This window comes from Chitinophaga agrisoli, from assembly GCF_008386695.1.
Classification (GTDB): Bacteria; Bacteroidota; Bacteroidia; order Chitinophagales; family Chitinophagaceae; genus Chitinophaga; species Chitinophaga agrisoli.
Genome location: NZ_VUOC01000001.1, coordinates 947,009 through 963,869, shown reverse-complemented (window position 1 = coordinate 963,869; position 16,861 = coordinate 947,009). Strand labels below are relative to the sequence as shown.

Here is a 16,861-nt window from a genome sequence, read left to right as displayed (position 1 = left end):
TAGTTTTAAACATTTAGAAAGCCAGGTTTACACCCAGGGTGGTAGTCCTGGCGCGCGGGTAAGCGGAATAGTCAAATCCGGGCGTTAAGGCGGAGTAGCCAATAGCTACCTCCGGATCAGCGCCGGTATATTTTGTCCAGGTGATCAGGTTCTGTGCGGAAATATAAAAACGGCAGCTCTTGATCTTTACCCTTCTTAACAGCTCAGATGGCAGGTTATAACCCAGCTGCACCGTTTTCAAACGCAGGTAAGAGCCGTCTTCCAATACCCTGGTAGAGTAACGGTAGCCCTGCTGGCCGCCGGCACGGGGTATATCCGTATTGGTATGATCAGGCGTCCAGCGGTTGGCAAAACTGGCATACTGGTTCAGGTATACTTTGTTGCCGCTTTCAAAATTCAGCCGGTTGGCGTTAAAGATGTCATTACCATAAGACCATTGGAAAAAGATATTCAGGTCAAAATTGCGGTAGCTGATATTGTTGTTAAAACCGCCTATATGTTTGGGCAGGCCATGACCAATCACCGTGCGGTCATCCGCATTTACATCCCCATCTCCGTTCAGGTCGCGGTATTTGATATCGCCGGGTTGTATGGTGTTACGGGCAGTGCCGTTGGCGGGCACATTGTCTTTCAGCAGCCAGGTTCCATTCCCCTGTTTTACAAAATCATTGTACTGGTAAACCCCATCTGCTATATAGCCATAAAACTGCCCCAGGGGCTGCCCGATCTTAGCCATGTATAGCGGGTCTTTGTAGAAAGAGTCCCAGTTAAACACAGAAAGTAAGGTCTCCTGGTTCTGCGTCAGCGCCAGCACCTTGCTCCGGTTAAACGAGATGTTAAAGCTGCTGGTCCAGCTAAATACCTTGGTGCTTACCGGCGTGGCGCTCATAGAGAACTCAAAGCCTTCATTGCTGGTCTTACCCACATTCTTGAATGCCTTGCCATAACCGGTAGAAGGCGGCAGGTCTGCAGAGAGCAGCAGGTTAGAGGTTACCTTCTTATAATAGTCCATGGTAAACGTGAGCCGCTGTTTAAAAAAGCCCAGGTCCAGGCCTACATCCGTTTGTGCGGTATTTTCCCATTTCAGGTCCTCGCTGGCCAGGGTGCTCAGCACAGCGCTTTGCTGCAGGGTATTGCCAAAAGAGTAATAACCGCTAACCGGGAAGCTCAGCGCCGCAAAAGTGGCATACTCGCTTACACGGTTATTACCGGTAATACCCCAACTTACCCTTGCTTTGGCATCAGAAATAAAGGAGTAACGTTTCATGAACGCCTCATTGCTAATGCGCCAGGCTATAGCGCCAGAGGGGAAATAGCTCCACTGGTTGCTGGAGCGGAATTTGGAAGAGCCATCTGCACGGTAAGATACCGTAAACAGGTAGCGGTCCTTAAAGCTGTAATTGGCGCGGCCCAGGAAAGAGGCCATAGACCATTCCGTGTTGGTAGAGATCACCGGCTGTGCTACGCCCTGGCTCAGGCCATTTAATCCCAGTGATTCATTGGGCAGCTGGTTGGCAGACATCCCATAGTTGCTGTACTTATTCCCCTGCAAGGTCATACCTGCCACCACCGTCAGGTGGTGTTGCTTGCTGAGCTGCTTGTCATAAGTCAGGGTATTTTCGTTCAGCCAGTTATTGGTCTCGTAATAGATAATGGACCCATTCACCTTATTCACCGTATTAGGGTTACCGGAGCGGGTCTTGGAATTATTAAACGCGTCATTACGCTGCACGGTTTTATTCAAACCGCCGCTTACGCGCAGTTTCAGGTCTTTTAGAATGGCGTATTCTGCATACCCGTTGGCAATCAGGTTATTCTTGGTGCGTTTGCGGTACTCATTCTCTGCCAGTAATATGGGGTTTAACCGGTAATCAGTGCCGGTGCTTACCATATCGTCATACAGATCGTCTTCAAAATCGCCGCCCACTTCTTTCGTGGGGTTCAGCGGGCTTACCGGCCGGTAGCCCCAGGCGCTGTACAGCAGGTTGTTCATAGAGGATTGCGACAGGTCAGAAGGTTGCGTGCCATACGTTTGCGTATTGGTATACAGCACATTAATACCCACATTCAGTTTGTCATTTACTTTCTGGTCCAGGCTGGCTTTGCCCTGGTAACGTTTAAAGCCGGAGTTAATTATCACGCCCTGCTGGTCAAAGATCTGTCCGGAAACCGCATAACGCGTTTGGCCGTTGCCCCCGTTCATAGAAAGGGAATGGCTTTGCATGGGCGCGGTATGAAACAGTTTATCCTGCCAGTTAAAAGCGGCGGCGTTCTTATAATCCTCGGGTGTAGTGCCGTTGGCCAGGTAGGTCTGATCCAGATCGCTCACCTTTATCTCCTGCTCCAGTTTTACAAAATCATAAGGGCTCAGTACCGGTATCTGCTTCAGGTTTTGTTGCAGGCCATAAGAGCCGGTGTAGCGGATCAGGGGCTGCTGTCCTGCTTTACCGCGTTTGGTGGTGATGATGATCACGCCGTTGGCGCCCCGGGCGCCATAGATGGCAGAGGCAGAGGCGTCTTTTAATATGTCTATGGACTCAATATCATCCGGGTTCAGGATATTATTATCCGGCCCTTCTATCGGAAAACCGTCTATCACATACAAAGGCGAGTTATCCTGTGTAATAGAGTTGTTACCGCGTATAATGATATTGATAGGCGATCCTGGTTGCCCTTCCTGGGAAGATACCATCACGCCCGCTACACGGCCGGCCAGCGCCTGGTCAAAAGAGGCTACCGGCGCTTTGTTCATGCTTTCCATACTTACAGAGCCTACGGCGCCGGTCAGGTCTTTTTTCTTCACGGTACCGTAACCTATCACCACTACCTCATCCAGGCCCTTGGTGTCTTTCTCCAGCTTTATCTGCAGGCCCGTGCGGTTGTTCAACCGCAGCTCCTGCCGCTTATAACCAATATAGCTGAACTGTAACAGCGCGCCCGGCATCTGGGGCAGCTTAATAGTGAACTGGCCATTCTCATCGGTATTAACCCCAATGTCCATGCCCTTTACACGTACGGCTACGCCTATCAATGGCTCTCCGGATACCGCGTCCGTTACCTGCCCGTTAATGGTCAGCACCACGGCTGGTTTGGGCGGCGCCTGCCGCTTCACCACCAGTATCATCTTACCCTGCTGGCTATAGGTAATACCCAGCGGGTCCAGTAACTGGCTCAGCACCGCTGTCAGTGGCTGGTTTTTAACCGCAATACTTACCGGTTTGGCGGCATCTACAACATTATCCTGGTAATTGATGGTAAGCCCGCTTTGCTGTTCCAGTTTTTTAAGCACCTCTTTTAAAGGCGCATTGCTGGCATTAACGGATACTTTGATGGTACTCGCGCTTTGGCCATAGGTATGTAAACACGCCAGGAAAAACAGGGCGCATAGGAACAGGCTGCGCCTGGTTCGTTTATGCCTGTCCGTGAATACTTTTCTGTCAAAAAGCATACTTTTGAAAATGGTTTAATTGTTCAGAAGAATTGAGTTTTTTTTGAACGGATCGCTCTGCTGTCACAGGGCGATCTTTTTTTTTATTGACAGGGTTTTCCGGATACGGTAATAAGGGTTTCGCCGGTAAAGCGTACCTGCCCCAGCTTACCAAGTGTTTGCAGGATAGTATTGACCGGCAGTTGCTGGAACCGGGCCGTATAGGTACAATGCAGCAGGCTGGTGTCCTGTACGTTAAACTGCAGTCCATATGCGCTCTCGAGGTCGGCCAGTATCTGCCGTAATGGGGTCTGCTCATAATAGAAGGTGTGCTCTTTCCAGCCGCCAATGGCGGCAATATCCAGCGGCGCTTTCCGCAAGCCTTTATCCTGCTGGCGGTAAGTGACCAGCTCACCCGGCGTTAGCTCCATCGCCGGTGCGGTGGCATTCGTAACGGCCACTTTTACTTTACCGGTAGCTACAGCTACCTGCGAGAATGATTCGCCTTTAAAACTCCGCACGTTAAAAGAGGTGCCCAGCACCGTCGTGGAAATAGCGGCGGCATGTACTACAAAGGGGCGTTTATCGGGGGCCACATCAAAAAAAGCTTCGCCCTCCAGGTACACGTTCCTGGAACCAGGCTCAAAATTCTGGGCAAAACGCAGGCGCGTATTGCCATTCAGGGTAATTTCAGAACTATCCGGCAGGAAGATCCGTTTATGTTCACCCGCATGGGTGGTCACCGTTACATATTCTGTGGGGGCCGGCGTGACCGGCTTCATAACAGGCCCCGGGCGCTGCAACAGTAAATACCCCGCCACGATCAATACCAGGGCGGCAGCGGCCACACTGGCTGCCCGGGTAATAAAACGCAGTCTGCCGCTCCGTTGCCGCGGGCGCAGGATCTGGGATAATACCCGCTCCTCCATACCTTCCGGTAAGGCCTGTGCGGGCGTCTGCTCCAGTTCCTGTACCGGAAAAAGCGCCTGTATAAGGGCGGGATCATGAGGGTGCGCAGCTATAAAGGCCTCCAGTTCCGCCTTTTCCTCCTGGCTGGCGGTACCGTCAAGTACCTTACGGGCAATGTGCTGGTAGTATTGGATATCCACAATGATAACTTTATACTAACAAGTACAAAGCCCGGACATTTTACCCTGAATACCTATATGTTAAGGAATTATGAACAACAAGGGGAGTTATCTTGTGGGCTAACCGTAGTACCCGGCTATCGGATCAGCAACAGAAAAGCCAGCAACAGCAAATGCCCTATTTTCCGCCGCAGCACCTGCAGCACAGCGGCAATATGCGACTCTACCGTTTTAATGGAAATTCCCATGGTATCCGCTATCTCCCGGTAAGAAAGGCCATATTCCCGGCTCAGCTCAAAGGCCTTTTTACGCTGGGGGCTCATAAAATTCAGTACGGTACGGTATTCCTGGTAGGCGGCGTTGTAGTAGATAGGCTCTTCGGCCTGGCTATAGGTTGTTTCCGGGTTAACTTCCTGCAGGGTGATCACCCGCCCGGTTTTCAGGGTCTTTTGCAGATGGTTGTATAAATGGTTACGGGCGCTTACAAACAGATAGGCTTCCGGGTTCTTATCTTCTTTTATAAAGGCCCGCCTGGCCCACATATTGGCGAAAAGTTCCTGCATAAGATCTTCCGCTATATGGTCCTGCTTCACGTACTTCTTAAAGTAATGGAATATCCGGGCAGCATACTGCCGGAATAGCTCCGTGAAAAAAACCTCGTCTATAGGGATGTTACCTGCCATTATCACACGTAGTAGTGAGGGCAAAATTATTATCTGATCCTTGCTTTGTCCCCTGCCGGTCTATTAACTTTCTGTTAAGTACAGTTTTCGTCTGCTGCCTGTCGTGGAATCTTCCTGGTAAGTACGGGGCTATCCGCCTCCCCTGCTGTAGTATAGTTAGTCAGCTGTAGCTGGCGGTCTGTGGATGGCTCCCCGCACCGCCAGCTAACAGCCTACACTTATATATTCAATCCGCCGCAGGCGCTGATCACCTGGCCGGTCAGATAATTGCCCATATCAGATGCCAGGAACAGGCACACATTGGCAATATCTTCCGGGGTGCCAAAACGGCCCAGCGGTATCTGTTCAATATAATTCTTGGCGCCTTCCCCATCTTTCAGGTAATGCGTCATATCTGTTTCCACAAAACCTGGCGCTACCGCATTGCAACGGATATTGCGGCTGCCCAGCTCCTGCGCTATGGATTTGGTAAAGCCAATGATACCCGCCTTGGAAGCTGCATAGCTGCTCTGGCCCGCATTGCCTTTAATACCAATGATGGAGCTCATGTTGATGATAGCCCCGTTCTTGGCCTTCATCATAGGGCGTATTACATGTTTGGTCATGTTGTACACGCTCTTCAGGTTAATGTCCATCACATCATCCCACTGCTCTTCGCTCATACGCAGCAGCAGGTTGTCTTTTGAAATACCTGCATTGTTCACGCAGATATCCACCGCGCCAAAATCCTTCAAGACCTCATTCACCAGTGTTTCACAATCTTTATAGGAACCCGCGTTGGATTTATAGGCCTTTGCTTTTACACCCTTAGCCTGTAATTTTTCTTCCAGCGCTTTCGCCTTCTCATCGGAGCTTACATATGTAAAGGCTACATGGGCGCCCTGCTCAGCAAATTTCTCTGCGATCGCTTCTCCAATTCCCCGGCTGGCGCCTGTTACAATAGCAACTTTGTTCTCCAGTAATTTCATGTTGTCTGTCTGTCAATTAATAATTAAGAATGAATTATCCCGTTGATCAGGCCTGCTGCTGCTACAATACGCAGTGCCTGGCTCAGTACTTTATATCAGTTGTCGCCACTTACATGGTCCTGGAGAACTGCAGTATCTCCTCTATGTAATGCCTTTCGTTATTCAGGCGCGGTACCTTGTGTTGCCCGCCCAGCTTACCTTTGCTTTTTAACCACTCGCAAAAGGTTCCGGTAGGCATCACATGCACCACCGGCATATGCAGGGCTATATCTTTATGGCGTTTGGCCTCGTAATCAGAGTTAATGGACTTTAACGTATCATCCAGCACGGTGGTAAACCGGGTCATATCATTTGGCATCACGTCAAATTCTACGAGCCATTCATGTCCGCCGTTGCCTTGATCGCTAAAATAAATAGGCGCTGCGGTATAATCATTCACAATAGCGCCGGTCACCTCGCAGGCATGCGCAATGGCCTTATCAGAATTTTCTACTATCAGCTCCTCACCAAAGGCATTAATGAAAGACTTGGTACGGCCGCTTACTTTTATGCGGTAAGGCGCCAGTGATACAAACTGGATGGTATCCCCTACCAGGTAACGCCACAGGCCCCCATTGGTGCTGATGATAAGCGCATAGTTCTTGCCCATTTCCACATCCTGCAGCTGCAGCGTGCGGGGGTTCTCCTTGCCATATTCCTCCATGGGCATAAACTCATAGAAGATGCCATGGTTCAGGAACAGCAGCAGGCCTTCCTGGCCAATGATATCCTGTGCCGCAAAAAAGCCCTCAGATGCATTGTAGGTTTCCTGGTAATACATATCCGGCTTGCGGATCAGTTTTCTGAACTGCTCGCGGTAAGGCATAAAGCTTACGCCGCCATGCATATACAGCTCCAGGTTGGGCCATACATCCGCCAGGTTATCAGTGCCCGTCAGCTCAAAGATGCGTTTTATTAATACCAGCGTCCAGGTAGGTACGCCGGCAATGGAAGTTACATTCTCATGTATAACGGCGTTGGCCATACGCTCTATCTTCTCTTCCCATTCGTCCATCAGGGCTATGGAAAGTTCAGGCGTACGGATCATGTTGCCGTAAAAAGGCATGTTCTGCAGCATCACAGCGCTCAGGTCCCCGTAATAGGAATCGCTGTCCGGTGATAGTTTGTTCACCTGGTGGCTGCCGCCTATCACCAGTGATTTGCCGGTAAGCAGGTCAGAGTCCGGGAAATTATTATAGAACAAAGACAGTACATCGCGGCCGGAGCGGTAATGGCATTCATCCAGGCTCTCTACAGATACCGGTATGAACTTGCTCTTATCCGCCGTAGTACCGCTAGATTTTGCAAACCATTTAATAGGCGTATTCCACAGTACATTCTGCTGCCCTTCCATTACGCGCTGTATATACGGCTTAATGGAATCATAGTTGTGCACCGGTACCCGTTGCTTAAATTCGTCTATCTTGTAAATGCTGGAAAATCCGTACTGTTTGCCAAACTCCGTATACTGCGCGGCGCTGATCAAACTTTGGAATACCTGCTGCTGCACCTGTAACGGGTATTGCATAAAGTACTCTATGCGGCCCATACGCAAACGCGCTAATTGAGATATTGCAGGACTTAAAATTCTCATAATAGGATAATACAGTTAATTTATTGTTGTTTTGCAGCTTCGTCCAGGTAGTTCTTGCGGCGTAGAATGAAATTTTGCCCAAGATACACTTTTCTCACCTGTTCGTCCGCTGCCAGTTCTTCCGCGCTTCCCGCCTTCAGTATCTTCCCCTCAAACAATAAATAAGCCCTGTCCGTGATAGACAGTGTTTCCTGTACGTTATGGTCCGTAATAAGGATACCAATGTTCTTATACTTCAACCGCGCTACAATAGACTGGATGTCCTCCACCGCAATGGGGTCAATACCTGCAAAAGGCTCATCCAGCAAAATGAATTTGGGGTCCACCGCCAGGGCCCTGGCTATTTCCGTACGCCGGCGCTCGCCGCCGCTCAGCACATCCCCCGGGCTCTTACGCACATGTGTCAGCCGGAACTCGCCCAGCAGGCTTTCCAGCTTTTCCTTCTGCTCCGCCTTTTTCAGGGTCGTCATCTCCAGTACCGCCGCTATATTATCCTCCACGCTCAGCTTACGGAATACAGAAGCCTCCTGCGGCAGATAGCCTATACCCATCTGCGCCCTTTTATACATGGGAAGCTTGGTGATATTAAGATCATTGAGGAATACCTCTCCCTCGTCCGGTTTAATTAAGCCCACCACCATGTAAAAAGTGGTCGTCTTACCCGCGCCATTGGGGCCCAGAAGCCCCACTATCTCACCCTGTGTCACCTCTACGGACACATGGTTCACCACGGTCCTGTTGCGGTACCGCTTAACTAACTGATCCGTATGTATTTTTAATACCATATGTTCAAACTTAGCAAAAATAACCATTTAACCAAGATTATATTATTTTTGCGCGTCATAAAAATAAAGCCTGCCACCGGCAAGGGATACACCCATGATCCCGGGAATGCGAAATAACTGCAGCCATTGCTTTAGCACTACTGCAAATTCAGCCGCACAGCCGTTTTGCCGGAAGGGCTTATAACAAGCAAACTACAAAATATTAAGGATGAAAGTCACGGAACATATTGCCCAGGCTAAAGACACCCTCATCTCCTTCGAGATCTTGCCCCCCCTGAAAGGTAAGAGCATAGAGTCTATTTATGACCACCTGGACCCATTAATGGAATTTAAGCCCGCCTTCATTAATGTTACCTATCACCGTAGCGAGCATATGTTCAAGAAGCGCGCGGATGGCTCCTTCGAAAAGGTGGAGATCCGTAAGCGCCCCGGTACCGTAGGCATTTGTGCTGCCATTATGAACCATTATAATGTGGATGCTGTACCCCACCTTATCTGCGGCGGTTTTAGCCGGGAGGAAACAGAGAACGCCCTCATAGACCTTAACTTCCTGGGCGTGGATAACGTACTGGTCCTCCGCGGGGATGCGCCTAAGAACGAGACCTTCTTTGAGCCAGACCCGCACGGCCACCGCTACGCCATTGAGCTGCTCCAGCAGGTAGTGAACATGAACAACGGTATCTACCAGGAAGAAGACCTCCAGGGCGGCCTCAAAACAAAATTCTGCATCGGCGTGGCCGGCTACCCGGAAAAACACTTCGAGTCGCCCAATATGCAGACAGACATCTCCCACCTCAAAAGAAAGGTGGAGCAGGGCGCTGACTATATCGTTACCCAGATGTTCTTCAATAACCAGAAATTCTTCGATTTTGTGGCAAAATGCCGCGAGATGGGCATCACCGTGCCTATCATACCAGGCCTCAAACCGCTTACCTCCAAGAAACAGCTGACCGTACTGCCCCGCACCTTCTTCGTTGACATCCCGGATGAGCTGGCCTCTGAAGTAATGAAGTGCAAAACAGACAAGGAAGTGGAAGAAGTAGGCACCCGCTGGTTAATACAGCAGTCCAGGGAGCTCAAACAATTTGGCGTACCCGTGCTGCACTATTATACCCTGGGTAAACCCAATGTGATAAAGACAGTAGTAGAAGCTATAATATAAGGGACCGCCTCCCTCCATCTCATTACAGCTGCTCCCTTCCCGGAGCAGCTTTCTTTTTGCCCATAAAAAATGCCATTACGTGGAAACGCACTGGCATATACGAATAACTGTCACACTTTTTGTTTTTTGTCTATGTCGATACGCTATAAAGACGGCATAGCCCCCTTCTCCCCCTAGCAGGCACAAAAAAAAACCGTCCCGCTGTGGCGGGACGGTACAAGTGTACTATATTCCTATTATGGTTATTTCTTCTTTGTATGTAACAGGTAACCAACGCTAACACCAAAGTAGTTATTCTTTGATTTTTCGTCGTCAGCGCTGATATCAGTCAGACCCATGCTGTAGTTGATGCTGAACAGCAGACCGTTCTTCAGCTCATAACCAGCCAGGATGTTACCACCAAAATCCAGTGCTTTCAGGTGAGCGTTTTCGTCGCCTTCACCAACTTCTTCGAAGCTTTTACCGTCAAACTTGATCTTCTGGTCACCGATTTTACCACCGATACCATAAGCGATGTAAGGACCAACACCGATGAAGAATTTGCCGGAACCAGCTTTGATTTTGTACATGAAGTTAACAGGCAGTTCCAGGTAAGTCAGGCTCATTTTGGTACCGCCTACATTCAGGCCGCCTACAGAAACGCCGCCTTGTTGGGCGCCTTTAGCGCTTACTAACAGCTGGGGCTGTAAAGAGAAGTCTTCTGACAGGGACAGATCAGCGATAACGCCAGCGTGCCATGCAGACAGCCTGGAGATACCTTCATTGTCTTCAAATTTGATGTTGCTGTTGCTGTAACCTGCTTTAAGACCAAAAGAAACTTGGGCATAGGTTGATAGGGTTCCAAGGGCCAACAGTACTAATAATGCATACTTTTTCATTGTGAAAACTTGTTTGGTTAAAAATTTGCGGTGCAAAGATAAGCAACATATTTTTAAATAATATAATTTAATCAAAATAAATATTCGATTTCTTATTAAATCATATCCTCATCAGATAGGCGATGTTATGTAGAATTCTACTAATTCAATGGGTCTAAGCGGGTTACAGTAAGCTCCGTATACTGATCTTGTTGATATAATGATCACAGTTCAAGGCAAAAAATAGTCCCTGGTCATCTTCCGGCGGCCATTACAAAATAAAAAGCGGGCATATCAGCGTCTGATATACCCGCTTTAAATAGCTGCAGGAACCACCATTAACCGGATGGCCCTTCGCCCCTAGTAATCTTCCCGGTTCAGGATCACGCCCAGGCTCACACCCAGGTAACTGTTCTTCAGTGAAGTAACGGACGATTTGTCCAGATCTGTCAAACCCAGGCTATAATTAGCCCCAATGACGATAAGGCTGTTAAACTCCACGCCTACCATAAAATTGGCCCCGGCGTCCCAACGTCTTAACTGGGTATTGGTAGAAAGGATCCCTGAGCCCTTTTGAAAATCAATGCTCTGCTCATTATTCTGCAGCACCTTCCCATCATCATAGCTGATCGCTACATTATACTTCCCGCTAAGCCCGTAGCCTATATATGGCCCGGCGCCGGCAGTGATCTTGCCAAAAGATACCGGCAGCTTGTACAGCAGGTTTACCGGGAGCTCCAGGTAATGAAGGGTGATTTTATTGGCAGAAGGCAGGTATACCCCCGTAGGCCGGGTCGACGGCTGCTCAAAATTTGCGCCTTTGGTTATATAACGGAAAACAGGCTGCAGGTAAAAGCCTTGATGGCCAACCGGCATGTCCAGTATAAAGTCCGCATGCCAGCTGCTGATCGCGCTGGGGGAACCTATCCCGTTATTCTTATAACCAATGGTAGGGTCGTCATAGCGCATAGTGGCAAAACTATACCCGCCGCGAAAGCCAACGCTGATCTGCGCACGCAGGGGTAAACTGGCCACTACGGCCAATAATAATAGGCAAGTAAAATTTTTCATCCATCTGTCCTGTTTAATATGAAAAAACCTGTGAAAACTAATTAGGGAATTACAAACATCACATACTCTTGGGGGGCTAAAGTACGAATTATGATATATATTGTAGGTTAACAAAAGAAAAATTGCCGGGGATGATAGCAAGGATGATCCCTTAGGCCTGAGGATCATATAATTGTCTTACCGGTAATACCTGAAATGATAACAGCGGATAGCCAGGCTTAGTAATAAATGCCCTCGCATCCCAAACCCAGCCCAATAAAACTCCGTAAAAGACTAAACGGCCTGAGCCCCGGTAACCCGGGCCCCAGGCCGTCCAACTATCTGATCGGGAGCCTCTGCTCCTTAAAAACATAGATCTTATTTGCCGCCAAATTTATATCCAACGGATACACCAAAAGAAGTGTTCCTCCAGGAATAATCCTGCCCGGCAATGGTCTTTTCGCTGGCAACATTCACCAGTCCTAAGTCCGCATTTAAACCAAAATAAAGGCCCTGCGGCATTTCATAACCTACCTGTATGCCACCACCTGCATCAAAACGGCTCAACTTAGCATTACCTGCTTCGTCATCAAAAGCCTTTACTTCAGAGCTTACATTGGCGATGGTTCCCTTGTGCTTACCACCCAGGCCATAAGCCACATAGGGGCCTACTCCCAGTACCAGGTTACCGGTACCTACCTGCGGTTTGTAAGTGAAAAGGATGGGTAGCTGCAGATAGGATAAGGTGGTCTTCAGATCAATGTCCTTCGCCTTTCCGCCCTTTCCTGCAAACAGTAACCCGGTACCGATAAAGAATTCGTCAGCCAGCGGAAGATCTGCTGTAACACCTGCACGCACATGCGTAAGAATGCTGCTGGTTTCTTTATCACCCGCGGATTTTTGTGTATAGCTGGAAAAATTAGGGCCTGCTACTACACCCCATTTTACCTGTCCAAAGGATAGTCCTGCAATCAGCATGGCAGCGACAGATAATAGTACTTTTTTCATTTGCGCGTTTTTTGCCGGCACAAACCCCTACAGGCAGGGCCTATACCTTGTGTATTTCGGTTAAGGATGGTACGGCCTGTACGCACCAGGTGATCAAAAAACTAATACTTATATACAATAGTGGATGAATAATTGTTTAAAACAAGAAACCCACTGATACGCTGAACACCCGGTTCTTACTCTTGTTATCACTGCTGTCTTCCGCGCCGGAATTTATCTTGTTAAACCCAAGACCATACTGTGCAGCGATCAGGAAATGTGAAACTTCTGCGCCTACCATCAGATTACCACCCCAGTCAAAACGTTTGTACTTGTTCCAGCCCTGGTTAGGATCATCATTATTGAACGGCGTATCATCATCCCACTCAATTTTGGAACTACCTGAATTATTCAGGGTGCCGTTGTCAAACTCGTATTTGTTCTTACCGGCCACACCAAAGGCAAAATACGGGCCAATTCCCGCAAAAAGCCGCGCATCCGTGCCCAGGGGGATTTTACCAACAAAATTCAACGGTACTTCGATGTACGACGGACGGGTGCTAAACCTGGAATAAGGGTCCGTTAACGATGGATTGCTCTTACTACCGGATTCCAGTTTGGAGCCTTTAGTAGTATAGAATACACCGGGCTGAAAAGAAAGGATATTCTTGATCAACGGAAGGTCAGTAATTACCCCGATATGATACCCGGTTAATGTTCTGTTGTTATCCACAGAACCATCATTACTTACTGAAATGTTAGACAGGTTCAGGCCACCCTTAATACCTACACGAACCTGTGACATGGCCGCCATTGATAGGGCCAGTGCTGCAATGGAGAGGATTAACTTCTTTGCCATAATCTACGCTTTTAGTTACAAAAGCGTTTTTCCAAAGACTATGCCAACCACAATTCCACATGATCTATTGGATTGATTTTAAATTAGTTGCAACACATTTTCCACAGCAATCACAGCCATTTCTATACCCTCACTGTAAGGCCTTTACGCGGCTTTTTATCCTCAGTTCATACCGGGCCGGATCGCCCAAAATAGCCGCCATCCTTGCTCACAAACAACTGGTCTCATAGGCTGTCCGCTTTTACCGTTCCCCTATATGTTTCCCATATTACACCCATATCCCACTCATATGCAACCCATATAAATCCCCGGAAACAGCGGCTTTCAGCCACCCTCACCTACTTAATCTCCTTATATTCATACCGTTACAAAGCACCCCATAAATAAAACAGCCACACTGGCTCATTCCAGTGTGGCTGTATATTGATCAGTATCTTTATTATCACTTGTTCGCAGCCGTTCCCTGCTCCAATCGCTCCAGGAAACCGTCCAGCTGCTCCACGCCTAAACGTTTGGCCAGTATCTTCTTCTTCTCATCCAGCAGGTATACTACCGGTGTCGCATATACATCGTACAGGCGGCGGTAATTACTTTGCGCCTGTGGATCCCACGCATGTACCCAACCCTTCAGATCATGCGCTTTAATAAACTGCAGCCATTCCTCGCGTGTGCCATCCGTCTTAACGCCTACCATCACTACGCCTTTTTTTCGCCAGCTTGCCTTGTAGGCAGAGTCCAGCCGGGGTATCTCCGTTTTACAATGCCCGCAGGTGGGGTCCCAGAACACCAGTACCGTGTACTTTGCCTTGGTGGCATATAAGGATAACGGCTTGGCCGTAGAATCCTGCATATCCAGCGGGGGCGCCGGCTGTCCTATCAGGTTAGGCGCAATGGAGTATGCCCTTGAGATGATCTTGTTCAACTGCTCGCCGCTCACCCAATAGGCGTCTCCGGGCACATAATATTTCTCTACCAGGTGCACAAACACCGCGTCCATACCCATGTAGGGCGATGCTTCAAAGTTCGCGGTCAGCCACCACAGCACAAACTTGAACATCTCTTTATCTTTCCGCGTCTTAGCTATCAGGTTATCGCATTCTGCAATAATGGAGTCCGGCTCCATCGGTACCAGCTGGGTAAAATATTTCTGCAGCTTGCCTTCCAGTATCGGGGTGCGTACCAGCCGCCCATCATTCAGGTTCACATCATCCCAGTAATGACTCCGGAAATAGCGGTAAGCAAAGGTGGAGTCTTCATTGGCCGGCTTCGCAGGTACTTCAGGCTCTTTCATGGCCCTGAATATGCTCGTCAGCAAAGATTCCGGGTGTTTGCTCACAAAATCCGCCCGGTAATCCTGGATCTCTTTGTTCAGCTCAGTCTGCAAAGGCCGTACTTTGGCGGTATCCGCCGCGGTATGAGCCGCCGCCAGCTCCTGCTGTATACGGGCCGTTTTAGGCGCCAGGGACGAGAGAAAGCGGTTATACCCCAGGAACAGGTCATTCTCCGGCGATGTTTTATATACGGTCTTGCCAATCAGGTCACTCGTATCTACACTAATGGTAAAAACCTGGTTTTTATCCAGCAGCATCTCAAAATAACGTTGCTTATCAGGGAAAACGATCAGGTAAATGCCCCCGGGCAATGCCTCCTTATTTTTCAGCACAGCGGTGCCGGTGGCGTCAACAATAGCAGAATCGGCCAGGTAGGTCTTTTTACCCATATAGTGCGCCAGGAACATCTGGCCACCGGTTATTTGCTTGAACTTAACGGTCAACTGGTAGCCCTGCGCCTGCAATTGTAGCTGGCAGCAAAACAAAACGGCAATGATTAATAAAAGTTTACGCATAGGATTAGGATCGTGTAAATGTAAGCCAAAATATATAAAAGTCCACCCTCCGCAGACTGTGGGCCATGACCAGAAAAACCTACCTTTGCAACCGTGAGGAAAAAAAACGTTGTACTGGAAAAAGTGCCGGTAACCGCTTATGCTGCTGAAGGCAAAGCCCTGGCCCGTCAGGATGGTAAAGTTATATTCATCGAAGGTGGCGTGGTGCCCGGCGATGTAGTGGATATCCGGCTCAGTAAGAATAAAAAGGACTGGGCAGAAGGAAAAGCCACCCATATCCATACCTATTCCCCCCAGCGGGTCACTCCTTTTTGTGAGCATTTTGGCGTTTGCGGCGGCTGTAAATGGCAAATGCTGCCCTATTCCCTGCAGCTGGAGTATAAACAGCAGCAGGTGGTAGACAACCTGCAGCGCATTGGCCACCTGGAGCTGCCCGCCATGAGCCCCATCCTGGGCTCCAAATACAGCACACAATACCGTAATAAGCTGGAGTTCACCTTCAGCAACCGTGCCTATCTTACAGATGCGGAAATAGCGGAAGACGGCGTCATCCCCCAGCGGAATGCCCTCGGCTTCCATGTGCCCAAACTGTTTGATAAGGTGCTGGATATCCATACCTGCCACCTCCAGCAGGAACCCGTAAACCAGATCCGGAATACGGTAAAGGCCTACGCCCTTGAGCACGATCTTCCCTTTTATGATATCCGGGCCCAGCAAGGCTGGCTCCGCAACCTGGTGGTCCGCATCTGCACCACCGGCGAGGTAATGGTGAACCTGGTTATCCATTATGAGGACGAACCGGCCCGTAAAGCCCTGCTCGACCACCTCCTGGCCACCGTACCGGGCATTACCACCATCGTTTATACCATCAATCCTAAAAAGAATGATAGTATCTTTGACCTGGAGCCCCGGATCTACTTCGGAAAAGGTTATGTAGAGGAGAAACTGGAAGACTTTGTGTTCAAAATAGGCCCTAAGTCATTCTTCCAGACCAATACCTACCAGGGCGTTACCCTATACCAGGTAACCCGGGATTTTGCCGGCTTAACAGGAACGGAAATTGTGTATGACCTGTACTGCGGCACCGGCAGCATCGGTATTTTTGTATCCCGTAAGGCGGCTAAAGTGATAGGCATCGAGCTTATTAAAGAAGCCATCGATGATGCCCGAGAAAACGCCACCGCCAACCAGGTACAGAATGCGGAATTCTTCGCCGGTGATGTGGTGGATATCTGTGACGATGCTTTCTTTGCACAACATGGCCAACCCGGTGTGGTGATCACTGATCCGCCACGGGCCGGTATGCACGAAAAATTAGTGGAAAAGTTGCTGCAGATCGCAGCGCCTAAAATAGTATATGTAAGCTGTAACCCTGCTACGCAGGCCAGGGACCTGGCCCTCCTCAGCAAAATGTATACGGTGAAAAAGGTACAGCCCGTAGATATGTTCCCACATACCCACCATATCGAAAACGTTGTACTGTTAGAAAAGAAGCTATTAGCAAGCGAAAAATAAA

Annotated in this window: 13 protein-coding genes; 2 read left to right on the top strand and 11 right to left on the bottom strand. The window is 49.0% G+C overall.

Features of this window, described 5'->3' with window-relative positions; genetic code table 11:
• Positions 1 to 13 precede the first annotated feature (13 nt).
• From F0L74_RS04005 to lptB, 6 genes are all read right to left on the bottom strand, one after another.
• Positions 14 to 3,448, bottom strand: coding sequence for a TonB-dependent receptor (locus tag F0L74_RS04005; protein WP_149836531.1), 3,435 nt, complete (start codon positions 3,446 to 3,448; stop codon positions 14 to 16).
• A gap of 83 nt (positions 3,449 to 3,531) precedes the next feature.
• A complete protein-coding gene (locus F0L74_RS04000; RefSeq protein ID WP_149836530.1) occupies positions 3,532 to 4,536 on the bottom strand; it encodes a FecR family protein in 1,005 nt (334 codons plus the stop codon).
• Positions 4,537 to 4,652: 116 nt separating this feature from the next.
• Positions 4,653 to 5,198 (bottom strand): RNA polymerase sigma-70 factor, encoded by a 546-nt coding sequence (locus F0L74_RS03995; RefSeq protein WP_149836529.1) that lies wholly within the window; start codon positions 5,196 to 5,198, stop codon positions 4,653 to 4,655.
• 218 nt (positions 5,199 to 5,416) lie between these two features.
• Positions 5,417 to 6,166 (bottom strand): 3-oxoacyl-[acyl-carrier-protein] reductase, encoded by a 750-nt coding sequence (fabG, locus tag F0L74_RS03990; protein ID WP_149836528.1) that lies wholly within the window; start codon positions 6,164 to 6,166, stop codon positions 5,417 to 5,419.
• Between the two features lie 109 nt (positions 6,167 to 6,275).
• Positions 6,276 to 7,799, bottom strand: a complete 1,524-nt coding sequence (locus tag F0L74_RS03985; protein WP_149836527.1) for a GH3 auxin-responsive promoter family protein — start codon at positions 7,797 to 7,799, stop codon at positions 6,276 to 6,278.
• 20 nt (positions 7,800 to 7,819) lie between these two features.
• A complete protein-coding gene (gene lptB / locus F0L74_RS03980) occupies positions 7,820 to 8,584 on the bottom strand; it encodes an LPS export ABC transporter ATP-binding protein (protein ID WP_149836526.1) in 765 nt (254 codons plus the stop codon).
• Between the two features lie 208 nt (positions 8,585 to 8,792).
• Between lptB and metF the strand changes: the two genes are divergently transcribed.
• Complete coding sequence (gene metF, locus F0L74_RS03975; protein ID WP_149836525.1) at positions 8,793 to 9,746, top strand: methylenetetrahydrofolate reductase [NAD(P)H]; 954 nt, start codon at positions 8,793 to 8,795, stop codon at positions 9,744 to 9,746.
• Between the two features lie 242 nt (positions 9,747 to 9,988).
• On the opposite strand, the gene F0L74_RS03970 is transcribed toward metF, so the two are convergent.
• The 5 genes from F0L74_RS03970 to F0L74_RS03950 all read right to left on the bottom strand — a co-directional run bounded on the left by F0L74_RS03970 (position 9,989) and on the right by F0L74_RS03950 (position 15,345).
• The gene (locus F0L74_RS03970) at positions 9,989 to 10,624 is read right to left on the bottom strand and encodes a porin family protein (RefSeq protein ID WP_149836524.1); all 636 of its coding nucleotides are present in this window, start codon (positions 10,622 to 10,624) and stop codon (positions 9,989 to 9,991) included.
• 339 nt (positions 10,625 to 10,963) lie between these two features.
• Positions 10,964 to 11,674, bottom strand: a complete 711-nt coding sequence (locus F0L74_RS03965; protein ID WP_188315849.1) for a porin family protein — start codon at positions 11,672 to 11,674, stop codon at positions 10,964 to 10,966.
• A gap of 357 nt (positions 11,675 to 12,031) precedes the next feature.
• Positions 12,032 to 12,661: a porin family protein gene (locus F0L74_RS03960; RefSeq protein ID WP_149836522.1), complete on the bottom strand. Its 630-nt coding sequence runs from the start codon at positions 12,659 to 12,661 to the stop codon at positions 12,032 to 12,034.
• Between the two features lie 136 nt (positions 12,662 to 12,797).
• Positions 12,798 to 13,499 carry a porin family protein gene (locus F0L74_RS03955; RefSeq protein ID WP_149836521.1) on the bottom strand — a complete coding sequence of 234 codons (702 nt, stop codon included), beginning with the start codon at positions 13,497 to 13,499 and terminating at the stop codon, positions 12,798 to 12,800.
• Positions 13,500 to 13,941: 442 nt separating this feature from the next.
• Positions 13,942 to 15,345 (bottom strand): redoxin domain-containing protein, encoded by a 1,404-nt coding sequence (locus tag F0L74_RS03950; RefSeq protein WP_149836520.1) that lies wholly within the window; start codon positions 15,343 to 15,345, stop codon positions 13,942 to 13,944.
• A gap of 93 nt (positions 15,346 to 15,438) precedes the next feature.
• On the opposite strand from F0L74_RS03950, the gene rlmD reads away from it, so the two are divergent.
• Positions 15,439 to 16,860 carry a 23S rRNA (uracil(1939)-C(5))-methyltransferase RlmD gene (gene rlmD / locus F0L74_RS03945; RefSeq protein WP_149836519.1) on the top strand — a complete coding sequence of 474 codons (1,422 nt, stop codon included), beginning with the start codon at positions 15,439 to 15,441 and terminating at the stop codon, positions 16,858 to 16,860.
• Position 16,861: the final 1 nt, after the last annotated feature.